Genomic DNA, 19131 nt, shown 5'->3' with positions numbered 1-19131 from the left:
TCCACAATACCTTTGGTGCAGTATTCGCTGGTGCTATGGAGGCTTGCGGGCGACGCGCACTTTGTTGGTTCAGTGTTGTTGGCTACCCTAGGGAGTGGTCGGTTGAGTTGCCTGGCGGATAGCCGTGCCAGTTGTCAGAACCAGATGCGTATAAACAACAAACCCGGCACTTGGCCGGGTTTGTTGTGAGCTAACGCAAGGCTTAAGCCGCGAAGTTTTTCGCGACGAAGTCCCAGTTAACCAAGTTCCAGAACGCTTCAACGTACTTCGGACGTACGTTGCGGTAGTCGATGTAGTAAGCGTGTTCCCAGACATCGCAGGTCAGCAGCGGGGTGTCGCCGCTGGTCAGCGGGCAGCCAGCGCCGATGGTGCTGGCCAGCGCCAGGGAACCGTCAGCTTTCTTCACCAGCCAGCCCCAGCCGGAGCCGAAGGTGCCGATGGAAACTTTGCTGAACTCTTCTTTGAACTTGTCGAAGGAACCGAAGGCTGCGTTGATTGCGTCAGCCAGAGCGCCTGTCGGTTGACCGCCGGCGTTGGGTGCCAGGCAGTTCCAGTAGAAGGTGTGGTTCCACACTTGGGCGGCGTTGTTGAAGATGCCACCCGAGGAGGTCTTGACGATCTCTTCCAGGGTTTTGCCTTCGAACTCGGTGCCAGGTACTAGGTTGTTCAGGTTCACGACGTAGGTGTTGTGGTGCTTGTCGTGGTGGAATTCCAAGGTTTCCTTGGAAATGTGCGGCTGCAGGGCGTCATGAGCGTAAGGCAGCGGCGGCAATTCGAAAGCCATGGTTTATCTCCTAATCAGGTCAGGTGCGGTGTGCGCGAGGCCGATCACGGGCGGCCATTTGAGCGGCGTGAGTTATCTCTTTGCGCCGCAAGCCAAAGATCATAGCACTGGCCCCGCGCCTTAAACACGCGACAACTGTGTGGGAAACCAACTTGGCGCAGTACGCAGGGGCTTATTTTAGAGCTGTTTCAGCCAATGCTGTGTCGCGTAGCAGCTGCCAGGCGATGCTGAACATCATCAATGCCACGCCCAGGTCGATAACGCGCCAGGTGCTTGGGCGTGCAAGCCAAGGGGCCAACCAGGCGGCGCCCAGTGCCAAGACGGTGAACCATATAAATGAGGCGCTGGCTGCACCCATGGCGTAAGCCCCTGGCACTGTTTGCTGGGCGCCGAGCGAGCCGATCAGCAACACGGTATCCAGATAAACGTGCGGGTTGAGCAGGGTGACGGCCAGTGCCGCCAGCAGTACCGCGCGACGTGAGCGTGGGCCCGTCTCGTCAGCGTGATTGAGCGCTTGCGGGCGTGCGGCGCGCAGCAGGGCCTGGGCGCCGTACCAAAGCAGAAACGCCGCACCGCCCCAGCGGGCGCCGCCCAGCAAGATCGGGTTCTGTGCCAGCACGGCCGCCAAACCGAACACGCCTGCTGTTACCAGCAGGGCATCGCACACCACGCACAGCATGGCTACGGGTAAGTGATGTTCGCGGCGCAGGCTTTGCGCCAGGACGAAGGCGTTTTGAGCGCCCAGTGCAATGATCAGTCCGGCGGCGATCAGCAGGCCGTTGCTATAGCTTTGCCACATGCTGATTACTCCGCGCCGTTGGCCAGTTGCTGCAGCACGCCGAGGGTACGCGGGCCGTCGGCATGGGCGACAAACAGGTGGTCGTGGTAATAGCCGGCGATCACATTGCAGCTGATCCCTGCGTCCGCCAGCGCGCCGGCCACGGCCGCCGTCAAACCGACTGCCGCTAACGCTGAGTGAACGTTGAGAGTCAGCCAGGCCGCCACATAATCGATTTCAAGCTGCAGCTGTTCGGCCTGCTGGCGCTGCACAATCACGGTTAGGCCTTCGCGTTCCTGGAAGCTGCCCAGCGGCTGCACACCTTGCAGTTGAGTGGCGTCAGGTAGGCTGCAAAAGACGTAGGCACCCTCATTCAGCAAGGGCGTCATGCTGCGTAGCAAGGTTGTCAGTGAGGTTTCGCCGGCCATGGAGAGTGCTCTGATTGTGGTGGGTAATGTGGCGAGTCTGTTGCGCGTGGATGTATAAGAGAAACAAATATTGGTGATTACTCATTAGGGAAACTGATTTGCTCGACTACAAATTACTCGCCGCTCTGGCGGCTGTTGTGGAGCAGGCCGGCTTCGAACGCGCCGCTCAGGTGCTGGGTTTGTCGCAGTCGGCGGTGTCCCAGCGCATCAAGCTGCTGGAGGCGCGCGTGGGGCAGCCGGTGCTGGTGCGGGCGCTGCCTCCGGTACCAACGGAAATCGGTCGGCGGTTGCTTAACCATGTGCAGCAGGTGCGACTGTTAGAACGTGATATCCAAGCGCAGGTGCCTGGGCTGGATGAAGGCGGGCCACCCGAGCGGCTACGCATCGCCTTAAATGCAGACAGCCTGGCCACCTGGTGGGCGCAGGCCGTGGGCAGTTTTTGTACGGAGCAGGGCTTGCTGCTGGAGCTGGTGGTGGAAGATCAGGATGTTGGCCTCAAGCGTATGCGGGCCGGTGAGGTGGCGGCCTGTGTGTGTGGCAGCGAACGGCCGGTGGCCGGTGCACGGGCACTGTTGCTGGGCAGCATGCGTTACCGTGCCTTGGCCAGCCCCGGGTTTATTGCGCGGCATTTTCCCCACGGCGTAACAGCCACGGAGTTGGCGCAGGCGCCGGCGATTGTCTTTGGCCCGGATGATCTCTTGCAGCACCGCTACCTGTCGGCGCTGGGCGTAGAAGGCGGATTTGTTTATCACCTGTGTCCGTCGTCCGAAGGCTTCGTGCGGCTGGCCGAAGCCGGTTTGGGCTGGGGCTTGATGCCTGAGCTGCAGGTGCAGGGGGAGCTGGCGGCGGGCCGGTTATGCGAGTTACTGCCTGAGCGGCCACTGGATGTGCCGCTGTATTGGCATCACTGGCGCAGCGGCGGCGAACTGCTGAGCGCATTGACCCAGCATTTGCAGCGCCATGCGGTCGCCGGTTTGGTGGCCGCGAAGCGCTAAATCGCTAGCACCAACCGTGGCGCAGCGGGTATTGGTTTAGTCGAAGCGGATGGCTTTTGAGCCAGGCAATTGCTCCACACAGCGTGCGCCGAGGAGTTTCGACGGGGTGAAGTAGCCGCCAGGGCCGTTGTAATCAAGCAGGTGCCGTACCGCCAGCAGGGCTCCGTGCACGGTCACGTCATAGCCGTTGGCGGTTTCCAAGCGAGCGGTTTTCACCACGCCGGCGGCATTGCGCGCCTCGCCCCAGAGCCAGGTACGCTGGCGTACGCGGGTGGCTTCATCGGGGCCACTGACGCGTTTTTCAATCAGCCGCTTAAGCCAGTTCTGCACGGCATCCAGACCCAGCAGAGGGCGCAGCGGGTCGATCAGACGCATGACAATCGCCGCGGCTGTCGGCGTCGGCAGGTACACCTCGATATTGTCGATGCCCGTGGAGTGGTAGGCGGTGGAGACATCGCCCCAGGGAATCGTCACCGCGGTTTTTTCACCGCGACCAAAGTTGATGGCGCGGCGTTTATAGCCCAGCGGCACATCGGTGATGACACCTGCACGGCGCACTTTTCCGCCCAGCTTGAGGCCTTCCACCGAGGTTTTGGCGGTGCCTGGCGACAGCCCGCTGCCCGAGTCGAAACCCAGCGCCAGGTGGGTGGCATCGGGCAGCGCCTGATGCAGGCAGGCGGCCAGGCAATCACTGGGGATTACATCGAAGCCTACGCCGGGGCATACCACCACACCCAGTTCGCGCGCCTGTTGATCACGCCGATACGCCGCCTCAAACACGCTGATCTCGCCCGTAATATCGACATAGTGGGTGGCGCTGGCCAGGCAGGCATCGAGCATCGGCGCACTGGTGGCAGAAAACGGCCCGGCGCAATGGGCGACCACCGCAATATCGGCCAGGGCCTCCTTGGCGCGGTCCGGCTGGTGAATATCGAAAATCCGGCATTCCAGGCCCAGCAGGCTGCCAAGGGCATGCACCGCCGCCGGGTTGCGCCCTGCCAGAATCGGTGTGAGACCCTGGCGCTTGGCTTCGGCGGCGATCAAGTGGCCGGTGTAACCGTTTGCGCCGTAGATCATCCAGTGCGTGGCCATTCAGTTGCTCCTTTGTCATACGGTGTGGGGCACAGCTTAGCTGCTAGCGCGTTGGCTGCTGGGCTATTAGAGGGTAGGCGCAGTCGTTGATCTGGCCTGCAATGCCACGGCGAGCGCTACTGGGCGCTGCTAAAGTGGCGCATCGAGTATGTTCAGCGGGGGGCGGCAATGAAGATTCTGGTAACCGGGGCCAGCGGTTTTATTGGTGGGCGTTTTGCCCGCCATGCTCTGGAGCAGGGCATGGATGTGCGGGTCAACGGCCGCCGCGCCGAGGGCGTTGAGTACCTGTGTGCACGTGGTGCGGAGTTTATCCAAGGTGACTTGTCCGATCCGGCGCTGGTGCAGCAGCTGTGCCGGGGCATCGATGCGGTGGTGCACTGTGCTGGCGCTGTCGGGGTGTGGGGGCGTTACGAGCACTTTTATCAGGCTAATGTCAGTGTTACTGAAAACGTGGTGGATGCCTGCCTGAAGCAGAAGGTACGGCGGCTGGTGCACCTGTCTTCACCCTCGGTGTACTTCGACGGCCAGGCACATGTCGGTTTGAAGGAAGAGCAACTGCCCAAGCGTTTTTCCGATCATTACGGCAAGACCAAGTTTCTCGCCGAGCAGCACGTGTTCGCGGCCCAGGAATTTGGCCTGGAAGTGCTGGCGCTGCGTCCGCGGTTTGTCACCGGCGCAGGCGACACCAGCATTTTCCCGCGCTTGATCAATATGCAGCGCAAGGGCCGCTTGTCGATCATCGGCAACGGTTTGAATAAGGTCGACTTCACCAGCGTGCACAACCTTAACGAGGCCTTGATGAGTTGCCTGCTGGCCGCGGGGCCGGCACTGGGGCAGGTGTACAACATCAGCAATGGCGCGCCAGTGCCGCTGTGGGATGTGGTCAATTATGTGTTGCGCAAACTCGACCTTCCAACTGTCACACGCCATCTGCCCTATGGTCTGGCTTACGGCGCCGCAACGTTGAATGAAGGGCTGTGCACGCTCTTGCCGGGCCGTCCGGAGCCGACGCTATTTCGCTTGGGCGTGGCTGTGATGGCTAAGGATTTCTCCCTGGATATCAGCCGCGCGCAGCAGTACCTGGGGTACGACCCCAAGGTCAGTTTGTGGAGTGCGTTGGATGAATTCTGCGCCGGGTGGCAGGCGCAGCACCCGCGCTGACTCAGGCGTAGACGCGTTGGCCGCGGTACATGCGCACCGAGTCACTGGTCGGCCGAGGTGCCTGCTCTTCCACCAGCAGCGGATGCCCGGCCTGCATGCGCGGGGCGGCGCCGGCCGGCGCGAAAGGGCGGTCGCTGTACTGGGCGAGCAGCTGCCCCAGCCGGCGGGTTTCCTCGTTGCTTGAGGTGAGACAGGCGCTGAGCATGCTGTTGATCGCGTCTGGCTGGCTCAGGCGAATGTCCAGCGCCAGCTCTTCTCGCAGCCGACGGCGCAGGCTCTTCATACAGTCCAATACTTCTCTGTTTAGCTCCATGAACCTTTCCCCCGTTATTGCCGCCGGACTGCATGCCCTGATGTTGCGCCGATGTCGCCAGTCTGTGACTGCAAAGCGCATACCAGCCCTGCGTCTGCGGAACTGCGCGGGTTGCAGCGTGTCGATGACCTGTGCCGTGCCCTTGGTCAGTGCGTTTCGCCCCGACTTGGCGCGACACTGAAGCGTTGCGCGCGAACCGTTATACTGCGCCGCATTTGTGACCCCCGCGCTTTCTTGAAGGTTGACCCATGCGTAACGATGCCCACGACGAACTCGATCACGTGCCCAGCCTGCGGGCAGAACAGCGCGATCACGATGAGTATGCGACCGATCACCCAGAGCCCCCGCGCGGCAATGGCTATGGCCGTGCTGCCACGGCTGCACCGATCAAGCCGGCCAGCACGGGCCCGTTGTGGGCGCTGGTTGGCGCGTTGATGATTGCCCTGGGCGGGCTCGGCTGGTGGAGCTTTCAGCAGATCAGCTTGATGGAGCAGCAACTGGTAGCCACCCAGGAGAGCTTCGCACGGATCAGCGAGGAAGCGGCGGGGCGGATTCAGGATATTTCCGGCAAGGTGGTGGCCACTGAGTCTTCGGTGACCAGCGGCAGCGAAGCGCTGAAGCTGCGCGTTAAACAGCTGGAAAGCCAATTGGCGGAGTTGGGCAAGCGCCAGCAGGGTGCGAGCAGCCAGCAGAGCGAGCAAAGCAAACGCCTTGAGCAGCTGGCCGTGCAACTGAAGAGCCAGGAAGGGGGTGGCGCAAAGCTGGAAGCCACACTCAACAAACTCAGTAGCGAGCAAGCAGCGCTGACAAAAGAACAGGCCAGCCTGAAGAGCGCCTTGGCGGCTCAAGCCAAACTCGATGAGAAGGTGGCCGGGATGAGCGCAGATGTAGCGGCATTGAAGAAGCTCGGCAACCCGAACCAGGCCATCGCTCGTCTGGAGCAGGATCTGCTGGTGGTTAAAGGTGATCTGGAAACCCGTTCCGCCGGTAACAGCACGGCCGAGTTTGACGCCTTCCGCGCGCAGATGACCCGCAATATCAACACCCTGCAGGCCCAGGTGCAGAACCTACAACAGCAGATCGACGCCCGCTGAGGCGCTTTGCGATTCGGCTGTGCGCGGGGCGTCTGTTGCCGTGGCACCTAGTAGTGGGCGATTAACCGCTCGCCTTCAGTTATGGACCCGCCAATCGGCGGGTTTTTCCATCTTGGCCGCGCAGGGTTTGACGGCTCGTCAGTAGCGCTCAGCAAAGACGACAGATGGATAGGGTATTCTGGATATAAAATGTTAGTCAGCTAATAATTAGCTGAGAATGTTTAGCTGCTCCCGTTATGGCCAGCTACTTTTTGTTTAGTGAATCATTCAGGTAGCCGCTGTGCGCGACGCTGTTTCCGCTTTTCTGATGCCCAGTAATGCCGCTTTGCAGTTTGCGGGCAAAACCTTGCTCAGTGGCGGGCTGGCGCTTTGGTGTGCCCTGCGTTTCGGGTTAGATCAGCCACAGTGGGCGCTGATGACGGCCTTCATCGTGGCCCAGCCGCTGGCCGGCATGGTCGTGCAAAAAGGCTTGGCGCGGCTACTGGGTACCCTGGTGGGCACGGTCATGGCGGTGGTGTTCATGGGCGCGTTTGCTCAAGCCCCGTGGTTGTTTCTGCTGACCATGGCGTTATGGCTGGGGCTCTGCACGGCGGCGTCTACCTTGCTGCGCAGCGCGTGGGCTTACTCCTTCGTGCTGGCCGGCTACACGGTGGCGATTATCTGCCTGCCGATTGTCGACAAACCCTTGCTGGTGTTCGATGAAGCGGTGGCGCGCTGCACCGAGATCTGCCTAGGTATTCTCTGTTCAATGGTGGTCAGCGCGGTGCTCTGGCCGCAGCGTGTGGAACACCAGCTGGTGCTGCAGGCGCGGGCGGCTTTGCTGGGCGTTAGCCATGTGGCGGCGGCCGCGTTGCAGGGGCGTGAGGCTGGACGGCAGGGCCTGCTGGAAACCCTCGGGCGTATCGTAGCGGTGGACGCCCAGCGTGAACATGCCTGGTTCGAGGGCCGCAGCGGCCGTCAGCGCGCGCGCGCCTTGCAGGTCTTGAGCCGGGAGTTGCTCGGGCTGTTGCGGCTGGCCCGTGGGGTGGCGCGCCAGTGGCAACAACTGGCGCCGCAGGATGCGCATGCACTGGCGCCATGGCTGGAACAGGTTCAGGCGCTGCTGGCCAACCCTGAAGTGCAGCCGCAGCAAGCGCTCTACGACAGCCTGCGTGCAGCATCTGATGAGGGCAGCATGACCTCGCCCCGCCACTATTGCTTGGCCCGCCTGGGGGTGTTGGTGCGTCAGCTGATGCGCGCGCAGCAGGCGTTGCTGGCGGTGGAGTCGGGCGATGCTCCAGCCGATGCTTCGCCAGCACTGTCCTGGCACCGCGATCTGCAGACGGCGGCGGTGTATGGCCTGCGCAGTTGCCTGGCGCTGCTGGTGCTGTCGGCCTTCTGGCTGGCGACCGGCTGGCCCGCCGCCAGTGGTGCGCTGCTATTGGCGTCGGTGGTGTGCAGCCTGTTTGCCAGCCGCGAGAACGCCGACCTGATCGGCATGTCCTTCCTGCGCGGTATTTTCTATGCGTTGCCGGTGGCCTTTATTGTCGGCCAACTGCTGCTGCCGCAACTGAGTAGCTTTGCCATGCTTGGCTTGGTCCTCGGCGTGCCACTGTTTTTCGGCCTGCTGGGTATGGCGCGACCGGCGCTGGCCGGCACGGCAACCTCCTTTTGTTTGCACTTCATCGTGCTCTGTGCGCCGAGCAACACCATGATTTATGACGTCGCGTTCTTTCTCAACGAGGCACTGGCCATGCTCGTCGGTGTTGGCTGCGCGATTCTGGCGTTTCGCCTGATTACCCTGCGCGACCCGTGCTGGCATGGCCGGCGTTTATTGCGGGCGACCCTGGATGACCTGGCGCGGCTGTGCACGCGAGCGCTGGAGGGTGCGGAGAACTGGTTCGGTGGGCGCATGGCCGACCGCTTGTTGCAACTGGCCCGGCATTACCCGCAGCTGCCAGAGGCCGCCCGCAGTCGCTGGGACGATGGTGTCGACAGCCTCGATCTGGGTGATGAACTGCTGCACCTGCGTGCGTGCCTGGGGGCGGCTAGCAATCGGCCCCGCGCGGCCGAGCAGCGCTTCTTCAATGAGGTGCGCGACCTGCTACGTCGCGGGCCTGCGGCCGAGCGTGCGGATGCTTTGCAAGCGCCTGTCGAGACGCTGGTGCAAGCCCTGCACGCGCAGCCGCCAGCCATCGAACTGCGCCTGGCCGAGGCTGCACTGTTGCAATTGACCCACAGCTGGCGCCACTGGTGCCTGCGCCAAGGAGAGCCGGATGGAATTGCGTGAATGGGCCGTGGGCGGCGTGTTGCTCAGCCCAATGCTGTTATATGCGCTGCTGGCGTTGCTGTTGACCGGGCTATTGCGCCTGGGCTTACAGCGCGCGGGCCTGGCGCGCTGGATCTGGCACGAAGCGTTGTTCGACTGTGCCCTCTATGTGTGCGTGCTGGCGGCGTTAGTCGCCACGCTGGCCACCTGGTAAGGAGTTGGAAATGAATGCACTTCCCCGCGTGGTCGTGACCCTAGTCGTTGTCTTAGTGGCCGTGCTGGCCGGCTGGTGGCTGTGGCACTTCTATATGTTTTCACCCTGGACCCGTGACGCCCGGGTGCGCGCCGATGTGGTGACCATTGCCCCGGATGTGTCCGGCTGGGTCGTCGAACTGCAGGTGCAGGATAACCAGCAGGTCAAGGCTGGTGATCTGTTGATGACGATTGACCGTGAGCGCTATCAGGCCGCTCTGGACAAGGCGCGGGCAATGGCGGAGACCCGTCGCCAGCAGCTAAACCTGCGGCAACACGAGGCCAGTCGGCGCGCCCGTTTAGGCACGCAGGCCATCAGTGCGGAGTTGCGTGAAAACGCGCTGATCACCGCGCAAATCGCCCGTGCCGAGCTTCAGCAGGCTGAGGCGGATGTGAAGGTGGCCGTGCTTAATCTGCAGCGCAGCGAAGTACGCGCCCCGCGTGACGGTCAGGTCACTAACTTGCAATTGGCCCAGGGCAACTATGTGCAGGCCGGGCAGGCGGTGATGGCGCTGGTGGCCGACGGCTCCTTCTATGTGCAGGCCTATTTTGAGGAAACCAAGTTGCCCGGCATTCAAGTCGGTGCGGCAGCCGAGGTGATCTTGATGAGTAGCAATGAGCCGCTGCAGGGCAAGGTGCAAAGCATCAGCCGCGGCATCACCGACCGCAACGCAGTGGTAGATGCGCAGCTGCTGGCCAACGTTGAGCCCACCTTTAACTGGGTGCGTTTAGCCCAACGGATTCCGGTGCGTATCGAGTTGCAGAGCCTGCCGCAGGATGTACCCCTGAGTGCGGGGATGTCGGCCAGCGTCAGGGTTGCCCCGCCAGCCCCGCGTGATTAAGGCCTAGCCGAGGCGGCTGATCTGCGCGGGTGTGCGCTGCATCAGCACCTTGCCTGCACGGATCGAAACCAGCGCGTGGCCCTGGCTGCGCAGCATTTCATAATCGTCAGGCGCGGACAGAATCAGCACATTCGCCGGGCGCCCTACCGCCAATCCATAACGCTCGCCCAGGTTCAGGGTTTTCGCGCTGTGGTCGGTGATGAAGTCCAGGCAGCGCTGCAGATCGTCGTAACCGAGCATGTGGCAGATGTGCAGGCCGGCTTCGAGAATACGCAGGATGTTGCCGTTACCCAGTGGGTACCAAGGGTCGACGATGGAGTCCTGCGCCAGGCAGACGTTCATCCCCGCCCGATCAAGCTCCGCCACGCGAGTCAGGCCGCGGCGCTTGGGGAAGCTGTCGAAGCGACCTTGCAGGTGGATACTCTCGGTAGGGCAGGAGATAAAGTTGATCTGCGATTGCTTGAGCAGGCGGAACAGCTTTGAGCAATAAGCGTTGTCGTAAGAACCCATAGCCGTGGTGTGGCTGGCAGTCACGCGCTCACCCATGCCGCGCACGCGCGCTTCCTCGGCCAGCACTTCGAGAAACCGCGAGTGCGGATCGTCGGTTTCGTCGCAATGCACATCCACCAGGCAACCGGTGCGCTCGGCTAAGTCCATGAGGAACTTGATTGAGCTAACGCCCTGGTCACGGGTGTTCTCAAAGTGCGGAATGCCGCCCACCACATCGGCGCCGAGGGCTATCGCCTGCTCCATCAATGCGCGGCCGTTGGCGAAGGATTCGATACCTTCTTGGGGGAAGGCCACAATCTGCAGGTCGATCAGGTGACGCACCTCTTCGCGTACCTCGACCATCGCTTTTAGCGCGGCGAGCGTCGGGTCGGTCACGTCGACGTGGGTGCGCACGTGCTGGATGCCATGGTCGACCAGCATGTCGATGGTCTTGCGCGCCCGCTGCTTGGTGTCTTCATGGGTGACCAACGCCTTGCGCTCACCCCAGCGCTCGATCCCTTCAAACAGCGTGCCGCTCATGTTCCAGGCGGGTTCGCCGGCAGTGAGGGTGGCGTCGAGGTGAATGTGTGGCTCGATAAAGGGCGCAGTGACCAGGTTGCCGGCGGCGTCCAGGTCGTTGGCCGTGGCAGCAACGAGGGCCGGCTGCTCCGTGATCGCGGCAATGCGCTCACCGTCCAGTTCGATGCGGTACAAGCCGGGTTGCTTGCGTAGGCGGGCGTTGACGATGTTCATCCACTATTCCTTGTACTTCGCGGCGGCGAGAGCCGCCAGATTTGCAGGGCTACGGCGATGTTCAGGCGATCATGCGGATCGTCGAATGAACAGCCGGTCAGGGCTTCGATACGTTGCAGGCGATGGCCTAGGGTGTTGCGGTGTACGGCCAGACGCTGGGCGGCCAAGGCCAGGTTACCGTTCTCATGGAACCACGCCTCCAGGGTCGGCATTAGCACGGGTTCGTGGCGCGAATCATCGCCGATCAGGGCACCGAGTATGTTCTCGACGAAGCGGTCGAGCAGGGTGCGGTCACGAATTGCGCCGAGCAATTCAAGCACGCCCAGTTCGTTGAAACTGCAAAGCCCTAGGCGCTCGGGGAACGATTGCGCCGCGACCAAGGCCTGGCGCGCTTCACTCAGGCCGTGGGCATAGTGTTCAGGGCGGTGATCACCGTCGCTTAGGCCGAGAAACAGGCGCAGCGGTGCCAGTTGCTGATTGAGCTGCTCCAGCAGTTTCATCATGGCGCGTCGATTGCGTTGCTCGTGTTGGCTGTCGCGGGCGGGTAGCAGGGCGATCCAATGCTCGCCTTGGCAGATTGGTGCCAGGGCGTCACCGAGTTCACTCAGGCTCTGTTCTAACTGGCGTTGCAGTTGCTGGCGGTGGCTTTGCAGCTGACGTTCGGCTTGATCTGGCGGTTCGGTGCTGAATAAACGCTCGCCACCTTCGAGCTTGAACAGCGCCACCTGGCGCGGCACCGCTAACGGCAGGCGCAGGTTGTTGGCGCGCTGCAGTAGCACCTCCAGCGAGCGATAGTCGCCCTCCAATAGCTGTTCCAGCACATGCTGGCGCGAGCGGCCGAGCACTTGCTCCTCGACCAGTGCCGTACCGATGGCCTGGGTGACGATGACCATTTTTAACTGGTAGGGCTGCTCCAGTAGCGGGAGGCCGAGGTGCTCGGCCTCGTCGATCACCGAGCGGGGGATGTGCTGGATAAACTCCTCGCCGGTCAGAATGACCAGGCCGGCGACCACCCGCTGGTGGCCTTCACGCACCAGCTGCAGCAGGTTGGCTTCGTTGCGCGGGTGGTTGATGCCAGTCACGAAAATAAGCTCGCCGCCCATCACCCAATCGGCAATACCTTCGTTCTCGGCCACGTATGGCCAGCGTACCGGGTTGTCCAGCCCAGCAGCGCCGGCCCGTAACTGCAGGCTTTGCAGACCAGGGAGGGCGAGCACGTCAGCCACGCGTAGGCTCATGGGTTGGCTTTGGCCTGCAGTTGACCGTTCAGCGCACGTTGCACTTCAAACAGCACGATATGAGCAAGCGCGCCGACCAGAATGCCAACGATGGGGGCAACCCAGGGCGATAGGTACGCGCACACTGCACCGATTAGGTAGGCGCCAAGCCCAGTCCAGTTGAAGGCCGGTAATTGCGCCTCGGCCAGTTTCGGGTAGTGCTGTTTATGGCAGTAGAAATAGTTGGCCATGATGACCCCACCGATGGGCGGAATGATTGAGCCAAGCAGGATCAGGAACGGAATCAGCATTTCGTACATGCCGCCGATGGCCAGCAGGGTGCCGATGCCGGCGCCGACCAGGGTCACGGTTTTGCGGCGGTCTGTGCGCAGCATGTTGCAGCCGGCAGCGGCGAAGTTGTAGATGGTGTTGTCCTGAGTGGTCCACAGATTAAGGAACAGCATCACCACGGCGGCCATGGACAGGCCTTGCAGTACCAGCACTTCAACCACATCCGGTTGTTGGTAAACGATGGCCCCATAGGCACCGGCGATGATCATCAAACCGTTGCCGATAAAGAAGCCGATCAGGCTCGAAAACACCGCCACGCGGCCGCTTTTGGCGAAGCGGGTCCAGTTGGTGGCCTGGGTCGCACCGCTGACGAAGGTGCCGAAGACCAGGGTGATGGCCATGCTCAGCGTCATGCTGTCCTTGGGCTCGATGGCCAGCAATGCTGTCCAGCCACCTGCATCACGCGTAGCAATCCACAGCGATGAAACCAGCAGAACCAGCATCGCCGGCACCGCCACACGTGACAGCAGGTCAAGGCCACGGTAGCCAATAAAGGCGGTGATGCAGAAGCCAAAGCCAAACAGCACCATCAGCGGAATAGTCAGCCCCTCGGGCAGGCCGAGTAGGCGTACCAGCACCAGAGCAATGGTCGCAGTACCCCAGGCATACCAGCCAATTTGTGTGAAGCCGAGGAGGAAGTCTGACAGTTTGCTCCCCATCTCGCCGAAGCAGAAACGCCCCATTAGCACCGAGTTGAGACCGCTACGGCAGGCGATCAGGCCCAGTGCGGCCGCATAAAGCCCAAGCAGCAAGTTACCGAGCACTGCGGCCCATATGAGGGTTTTGAAGTCGAAGGCCATGCCAATCTTGCCGCCGGCAAACATGGTAGCGGTAAAGAAGGTGAAGCCGAACAGCAGAACGGAGGTTGATAGCAGTCCTTTGCGGGCGCCACTTGGCACTTCACTCAGGGGGTAGTCGCTGTCTTGCGGGGCTTGGCTCATGTCCATCTCTCCAGAGTGGGTAAGAACCTGGCATTTGCAGGCAACGTGCCACTTTATCTAGGGGCATATGCCTGGGCGAGAAGTACAAGGATAGTTGTGCAATTTGCACAATAAAGTGCGGGTTTATCTGTTTTTTCAAACATTTTTTTGTGACAAGTGAACAGGCTGGTCTGCAACGGGGCAGGTCGTGACTGGTTTGCACACATTTGGTTCGGGTCATGAGCGGATGCAAGCGAGCAACTAAGCTGGCAAACGTCTTGATGTCACTGATCACCACGTCGTAGCGCCAGTCAGTGTCGAACTGACCCGCAATAGGGGGGGCGCAGCAAATTTTTCGCGTAGATGACGGCGAGGCATAGCGCATTTGAAAACACCCGATGCAATGCACCGGGCGTTTTCAGGTCTGGAACCTATTCGATTCTAGGCTTGAGGCGGCTAGCCACTTGGTTTACAGCGTCGGGTAGTCGAGGTAGCCGACTGGGCCTTTGCCATAGAAGGTTTCTGGGTGCGGGGTGTTCAGTTCGGCGTCTTGCGCCAGGCGGGCTGGCAGGTCTGGGTTGGCGATAAATGGAATGCCGAAGGCCACGGCATCGGCCTTACCACTTTGCAGCCAGGCGTTGGCCTGATCTTTGGTGAAGCGTTCGTTAGCGATAAACACGCCGCCGAAGGCTTCTTTCAGGCTTGGCGACAGGCTGTCGTCGGCTTCTTTCTCACGGGCGCAGATAAAGGCGATGCCGCGTTTGCCCAGCTCGCGCGCGATGTAGGTAAAGGTCTCGGCGCGGTTGGCGTCGCCCATGTCATGGGAGTCGGCGCGCGGTGCCAGGTGCACACCCACGCGGCCAGCGCCCCAGACTTCAATCGCGGCATCGGTGACTTCCAGCAGCAGGCGCGCACGGTTTTCCAGGCTGCCGCCGTAGCGGTCAGTGCGCTGGTTGGTGCTGCTTTGCAGGAACTGGTCGAGCAGGTAACCGTTGGCGCCGTGGATTTCCACGCCATCAAAACCGGCGGCTTTGGCGTTTTCCGCGCCCAGGCGATAGGCGTCGACGATGTCGGCGATTTCTTCTGTTTCCAGGGCGCGCGGGGTGACGTAGTCCTTCATCGGACGCACCAGGCTGACGTGCCCAGCCGGCTGGATGGCGCTCGGCGCGACTGGCAGCTGACCATTCAGGTAAATCGGGTCGGAGATCCGGCCGACGTGCCACAGCTGCAGGACGATTTTGCTGCCGGCGGCATGCACAGCCTTGGTGATGTTGCTCCAGCCACGCACCTGTTCATCCGACCAGATGCCGGGGGTGTCCGGGTAGCCGACGCCCATCGGCGTCACGGCGGTGGCTTCGCTGATGATCAGGCCAGCTGAGGCGCGCTGCACGTAGTACTCGGCCATCATCGCGTTGGGCACGCGGCCTTCGTCGGCGCGGCAGCGGGTCAGCGGGGCCATGATGATGCGGTTGTTCAGTTCAAGGTCGCCGATCTTGATCGGGTCAAAAAGCGTAGTCATGGGACGGTCCTCTCAGGTTATTCGTTGAGTGCAAGTTCAGGTGCAGGCGTACGGGTGCTGAAGGTCAGCAGGGTGGCGAGCAGCGCCAGTAAAGCCAGGGCTGCTGCTGCCAGGGGCACGCGGGTGAGGCCAAAACCTTCGGCAATCACCAGGCCACCCACCCAGGCGCCGAGGGCATTGCCGAGGTTGAAGGCGCCAATATTCAGGGTCGAGACCAGGTTCGGGGCGCCGCTGCCGAAGGCCACCACATTGACCTGCAAGGCGGGTACGGCGGCAAAGGCGGCGATGGCCCAGAGGAACAGGGTGACTTCGGCCGGGATCAGCGCCTGGCTGGTCCAGCTGAACAGAGTCGAGACCACGGCCATGGCGACGAATACGCCGAGCAGGGTGGCTTTCAAATTGCGGTCAGCCAGGCGGCCGCCGAGCACGTTGCCCAGGGTCAGGCCAAGGCCGATCAGCAGCAGGGTCCAGGTCACGCCGTTGGGTGACACGCCGGTGACATCACCGAGCAGCGGTGCGATATAGGTGAACAGGGCAAACATCGACGCGGAGAACATGACCGTGGTGCTCAGCGCCAGCCACAACCCAGCCCCGCGCAGGGCGCGCACCTCGCTGGCAAAATCGGCCTTCACTTCATCGGTTTTATTCGGCAGTACGCGCCACAAACCGATCAATGCGATCACACCGATCACCGTGACCGCCCAAAAGGTCGAGCGCCAGCCGGCGTATTGGCCCAAGGCGGTGCCCAGCGGCACGCCGAGCACATTGGCCAGGGTCAAGCCGGTGAACATCAGCGCCACGGCCGAGGCGCGGCGGTTAGCCGGCACCAGGCTGGCGGCCACCACCGAGCCGATACCAAAGAACGCGCCATGGCAGAGGGCGGTGATCACCCGCGCCAGCATCAGCATTTGATAGTCGCTGGCCAGGGCACAGAATAGATTGCCGCCGATAAAGATGCTCATCAGCGTCAGTAGCGCGGCTTTGCGCGGCCAGCTGGAGGTGACCAGCGCCATAAAGGGCGCGCCGATGGCCACGCCGAGGGCGTAACCGGTCACCAGCCAACCGGCACCGGGGATCGATACGCCGAGGTCGCCAGCCACTTCCGGCAGCAGACCCATGATGACGAATTCCGTGGTGCCGATGGCAAACGCGGATAAAGCGAGGACGAGAAGCGCTGTAGGCATGCCGTCAGTTCCTGATAAAGATGAATAAGGGTTAGGTTTAAAGCGTTTGGCTGATGTGCGTGAGGAACGCCTGGATGGTCTCTTCATTGCGTTTGAAGAAATTCCACTGGCCGACCTTTCTGCTGCTGATCAGGCCGGCGCGTTGCAAGGTCGCCAGGTGCGCGGACACTGTCGACTGCGACAGCCCGGTGCGTTGGTCGATTTGCCCGGCGCAAACGCCGATGTCCAGCGGGTGGTCCTGGTCGGCGAAATACGCCTGCGGGTCTTTCAGCCATTGCAGGATGTCGCGTCGCACTGGGTGGGACAGGGCTTTGATCACTTCATCAATGTCGAGTTGCATGCGGGTCGTCCCGTGTGTGCTGTCACGCCATATCGCGATGGGGCGAACCTTATATCGGTCACTGACGATATACAGATCGTTCGTGACGATAGTCATCATCACGGGTGCTGATGTGTAAGCTGTAAGGCATGAATTACCTCGCGCATTTACACCTCGGCGGCGACGCGCCGGCTCAATTGCTCGGTAGCCTGTATGGCGATTTCGTCAAAGGGCCGCTGGCCGGGCAGTGGCCGGCGGATATCGAAGCGGCGATTCGCCTGCACCGGCGCATTGATGTGTTTACCGACAGCCATCCGCTGCAGTTGCAGGCGCGGGCGCGTTTCCCTGCCGAGCGGCGACGTTATGCCGGGATTCTGCTGGACGTGTTTTTCGATCACTGCCTGGCGCTGAACTGGACCGACTACGCCGCCGAGCCTTTGCCTATCTTCACCGGGCGGGTTTATCAGGTGCTCAATACCGAGCCGCGTTTGCCTGAGCGCCTGGCGCTGATTGCGCCACGTATGGCGGCGCAGGACTGGTTGGGCAGTTACCGTGAATTTGCCGTGCTGGAGCAGGTGGTCGGCGGGATTCAGCGACGCCTGTCGCGCCCACAAGGGTTGGAGGGTGCGATGCCTGAGTTGCAGCGGCTGTACCAGCCGCTGCTGGCGGATTTTCAGCAGTTTTATCCCGAGCTACAGGCCTTTGTTGCCCGTGAGCGAGGGTTGGCGGATTAAGCGGCCTGGTCTTGAATGGCTACTGGCCGCTCAGCCTCGGCTGCACCAAACAGTGCCTGCCGGATCGATTGCTGTGCGGCGCGCGCCAGGGCATTGCGACTCAGCTCGGCGCTGGCAATCGGCGTGAGCAGCTGGATCTGCACCTCAGCCAGGTCACTGCCGAGCAAGCGCAGCAGGTGCGAGAGCATATCGTCATCACCAATAAACGGCGCCACGCTGCACGGCTGGCCTCCGCGCAGGTAACGGATGGCCACCGGTTGCACCGCGACGCCGCTGTCGATGGCGCTGCTCAGCAGGCGGCCGTGAAAGGTGCGCAGATCGAGGCCATCGGTGGTGGTGCCTTCGGGGAAGATCAGCAGGTTGCGCCCTTGCTGCAAGTGGTTGCCGAGTTGTTGATTGAGCAGCCCGCTATCCGCCGAGCCGCGGCGGATAAACAGGGTGCCTGCCTTGAGTGCCAGCCAGCCTGCGACGGGCCAACTGCGCACCTCGGCCTTGGACAGAAACGACAGCGGAGTGAGCATGCCGAGCAGCGGGATATCGGTCCAGGACACGTGATTGCTGACCCACAGCATCGGCTGCTGCGGTAGCTCACCCTGCACCTGCAGACGGAACGGCAGCGCCGCCGCCAAACGTGCGAGAAACCAGCGAGTCAGGCGTTGGCGGGTTGGCATCAGGTCATGCCGTACCAGGCGCTCTAGCAAGGTGATGCCCGCCGCCAATAGGGTGCCAAGGCTGATCACTGCCAACAGGCGCGCTAAGCGCAGGTATAAACGCAATTTCTTCATCAGGCTCTCTCGTTGCCAAGACACAAACGGCGGCACTGTCTACAGCGTGCCGGCGAGTTGCGCAACTGTGCTCGACGGGCGCTTATACCGCTGCCTTAAAGTGTTTGGCATAGCGCGGACAAAGCTCATCACGCTTGAGCAGGATAAACACATCTGCGACCTGGAAGTCCTGGTCCCAGCACGGCTCGCCGCAGATCTTCGCACCCAGGCGCATATAGGCTTTGAGCAGTGGCGGCATTTCGGTGATCACGTTGCTCGGCACATCCAGCGCCGGCAGCGGGGTCTTCGGCTCGGCGCGCAGGTGTTCGGTGCACAGGTAGCGCTCTCGTAAGCGCTGCATGATGGCCTGGGCTTGGATGCCGCCGTCTTGCATAGAGATGCTGGCGCAGCCCATCAGGTAGCGGTAGCCGCCTTCATTGAGTACTTCGGCCAGTTCGCCCCAGAGCACGGCAATGGTCGCGCCGTTGCGGTAGGCGGGGTCAACGCAGGTGCGGCCGATTTCCAGTACGGGCCCTTCGAGGTGCACGAGGCCATGCAGGCTGAATTCTTCTTCGCTGTAGAAGCGCCCCAGGCTGGCTGCGGCCTGATGATCGAGCAGACGCGTGGTGGCCACCAGTTGGCCGCTGTTCATGTCACGCACGCCGATGTGCTGGCAGTGAATGTCATAGTCATCCATGTCCAGACCCTGCTCGGCACCCTTGAGCTTGGCGTCGAACTCGGCGCTGAATACGCGAAAGCGCAAGGCCTGGGCTTCGCGTAGCGCGGCAGCACCGAGTAAACGCTCGGCCTGCAGGCGCCGTGCTGGAGTAGTGCGGTCGCGGGTGATTGCCATCTGAGTCATGCCTGAGTCTCCGTAAGCCGGTTTTTTGTCTT

The 19131-nt window shown here is 61.9% G+C and carries 20 protein-coding genes; 7 read left to right on the top strand and 13 right to left on the bottom strand.

Annotated features, from left to right (window positions below; genetic code table 11):
- Positions 1 to 202: 202 nt before the first annotated feature.
- From N1078_RS06885 to N1078_RS06875, 3 genes are all read right to left on the bottom strand, one after another.
- A complete protein-coding gene (locus tag N1078_RS06885; RefSeq protein WP_274087467.1) occupies positions 203 to 784 on the bottom strand; it encodes a superoxide dismutase in 582 nt (193 codons plus the stop codon).
- Between the two features lie 172 nt (positions 785 to 956).
- Positions 957 to 1583 (bottom strand): LysE/ArgO family amino acid transporter, encoded by a 627-nt coding sequence (locus N1078_RS06880; RefSeq protein WP_274087466.1) that lies wholly within the window; start codon positions 1581 to 1583, stop codon positions 957 to 959.
- Positions 1584 to 1588: 5 nt separating this feature from the next.
- The gene (locus tag N1078_RS06875) at positions 1589 to 1990 is read right to left on the bottom strand and encodes an ACT domain-containing protein (protein WP_274087465.1); all 402 of its coding nucleotides are present in this window, start codon (positions 1988 to 1990) and stop codon (positions 1589 to 1591) included.
- Between the two features lie 98 nt (positions 1991 to 2088).
- Between N1078_RS06875 and N1078_RS06870 the strand changes: the two genes are divergently transcribed.
- Positions 2089 to 2985 carry a LysR family transcriptional regulator ArgP gene (locus tag N1078_RS06870; protein ID WP_274087464.1) on the top strand — a complete coding sequence of 299 codons (897 nt, stop codon included), beginning with the start codon at positions 2089 to 2091 and terminating at the stop codon, positions 2983 to 2985.
- 36 nt (positions 2986 to 3021) lie between these two features.
- Here N1078_RS06870 and N1078_RS06865 read toward each other — a convergent pair whose 3' ends face one another.
- Positions 3022 to 4077, bottom strand: coding sequence for a saccharopine dehydrogenase family protein (locus N1078_RS06865; protein WP_274087463.1), 1056 nt, complete (start codon positions 4075 to 4077; stop codon positions 3022 to 3024).
- Positions 4078 to 4245: 168 nt separating this feature from the next.
- Between N1078_RS06865 and N1078_RS06860 the strand changes: the two genes are divergently transcribed.
- Positions 4246 to 5238 (top strand): NAD-dependent epimerase/dehydratase family protein, encoded by a 993-nt coding sequence (locus tag N1078_RS06860; RefSeq protein WP_274087462.1) that lies wholly within the window; start codon positions 4246 to 4248, stop codon positions 5236 to 5238.
- 1 nt (position 5239) lies between these two features.
- Here N1078_RS06860 and N1078_RS06855 read toward each other — a convergent pair whose 3' ends face one another.
- Positions 5240 to 5551, bottom strand: coding sequence for a hypothetical protein (locus tag N1078_RS06855; RefSeq protein WP_274087461.1), 312 nt, complete (start codon positions 5549 to 5551; stop codon positions 5240 to 5242).
- A gap of 248 nt (positions 5552 to 5799) precedes the next feature.
- On the opposite strand from N1078_RS06855, the gene N1078_RS06850 reads away from it, so the two are divergent.
- From N1078_RS06850 to N1078_RS06835, 4 genes are all read left to right on the top strand, one after another.
- Positions 5800 to 6645 carry an ATPase gene (locus N1078_RS06850; protein ID WP_274087460.1) on the top strand — a complete coding sequence of 282 codons (846 nt, stop codon included), beginning with the start codon at positions 5800 to 5802 and terminating at the stop codon, positions 6643 to 6645.
- A 280-nt stretch (positions 6646 to 6925) separates the two neighbouring features.
- A complete protein-coding gene (locus tag N1078_RS06845; protein ID WP_443218094.1) occupies positions 6926 to 8914 on the top strand; it encodes an FUSC family protein in 1989 nt (662 codons plus the stop codon).
- On the top strand, positions 8901 to 9107 hold the full coding sequence (locus N1078_RS06840; RefSeq protein WP_274087459.1) for a DUF1656 domain-containing protein: 207 nt from the start codon (positions 8901 to 8903) through the stop codon (positions 9105 to 9107). Before N1078_RS06845 ends, N1078_RS06840 begins: the two co-directional genes overlap by 14 nt.
- A 10-nt stretch (positions 9108 to 9117) precedes the next feature.
- Complete coding sequence (locus tag N1078_RS06835; protein ID WP_274087458.1) at positions 9118 to 9987, top strand: efflux RND transporter periplasmic adaptor subunit; 870 nt, start codon at positions 9118 to 9120, stop codon at positions 9985 to 9987.
- A gap of 3 nt (positions 9988 to 9990) precedes the next feature.
- On the opposite strand, the gene codA is transcribed toward N1078_RS06835, so the two are convergent.
- The 6 genes from codA to N1078_RS06805 all read right to left on the bottom strand — a co-directional run bounded on the left by codA (position 9991) and on the right by N1078_RS06805 (position 16760).
- On the bottom strand, positions 9991 to 11229 hold the full coding sequence (gene codA, locus N1078_RS06830) for a cytosine deaminase (protein WP_274087457.1): 1239 nt from the start codon (positions 11227 to 11229) through the stop codon (positions 9991 to 9993).
- Entirely contained in the window at positions 11226 to 12467 is a 1242-nt protein-coding gene (locus tag N1078_RS06825) for a PucR family transcriptional regulator (protein WP_274087456.1), read from the bottom strand. Before N1078_RS06825 ends, codA begins: the two co-directional genes overlap by 4 nt.
- Complete coding sequence (gene codB, locus N1078_RS06820) at positions 12464 to 13738, bottom strand: cytosine permease (RefSeq protein WP_274087455.1); 1275 nt, start codon at positions 13736 to 13738, stop codon at positions 12464 to 12466. Before codB ends, N1078_RS06825 begins: the two co-directional genes overlap by 4 nt.
- A gap of 448 nt (positions 13739 to 14186) precedes the next feature.
- Positions 14187 to 15236, bottom strand: coding sequence for an alkene reductase (locus N1078_RS06815; protein WP_274087454.1), 1050 nt, complete (start codon positions 15234 to 15236; stop codon positions 14187 to 14189).
- A 17-nt stretch (positions 15237 to 15253) separates the two neighbouring features.
- Positions 15254 to 16420: an MFS transporter gene (locus tag N1078_RS06810; protein ID WP_274087453.1), complete on the bottom strand. Its 1167-nt coding sequence runs from the start codon at positions 16418 to 16420 to the stop codon at positions 15254 to 15256.
- Positions 16421 to 16457: 37 nt separating this feature from the next.
- Entirely contained in the window at positions 16458 to 16760 is a 303-nt protein-coding gene (locus N1078_RS06805) for an ArsR/SmtB family transcription factor (RefSeq protein ID WP_274087452.1), read from the bottom strand.
- A 128-nt stretch (positions 16761 to 16888) separates the two neighbouring features.
- Between N1078_RS06805 and N1078_RS06800 the strand changes: the two genes are divergently transcribed.
- On the top strand, positions 16889 to 17473 hold the full coding sequence (locus N1078_RS06800) for an acyl carrier protein phosphodiesterase (RefSeq protein ID WP_274087451.1): 585 nt from the start codon (positions 16889 to 16891) through the stop codon (positions 17471 to 17473).
- Here N1078_RS06800 and N1078_RS06795 read toward each other — a convergent pair.
- Together N1078_RS06795 and olsB are read right to left on the bottom strand one after the other, a co-directional pair.
- A complete protein-coding gene (locus tag N1078_RS06795; RefSeq protein ID WP_274087450.1) occupies positions 17470 to 18258 on the bottom strand; it encodes a lysophospholipid acyltransferase family protein in 789 nt (262 codons plus the stop codon). The genes N1078_RS06800 and N1078_RS06795 overlap by 4 nt on opposite strands.
- 82 nt (positions 18259 to 18340) lie before the next feature.
- Positions 18341 to 19099 (bottom strand): L-ornithine N(alpha)-acyltransferase, encoded by a 759-nt coding sequence (gene olsB, locus N1078_RS06790; protein WP_274087449.1) that lies wholly within the window; start codon positions 19097 to 19099, stop codon positions 18341 to 18343.
- Between the last annotated feature and the right edge of the window lie 32 nt (positions 19100 to 19131).

This window comes from Pseudomonas sp. MIL19 (assembly GCF_028680365.1).
GTDB lineage: Bacteria > Pseudomonadota > Gammaproteobacteria > Pseudomonadales > Pseudomonadaceae > Aquipseudomonas > Aquipseudomonas spirodelae.
Note: the sequence above shows the minus strand (reverse complement) of the source record. Positions and strands in the feature narration are given on the sequence as shown.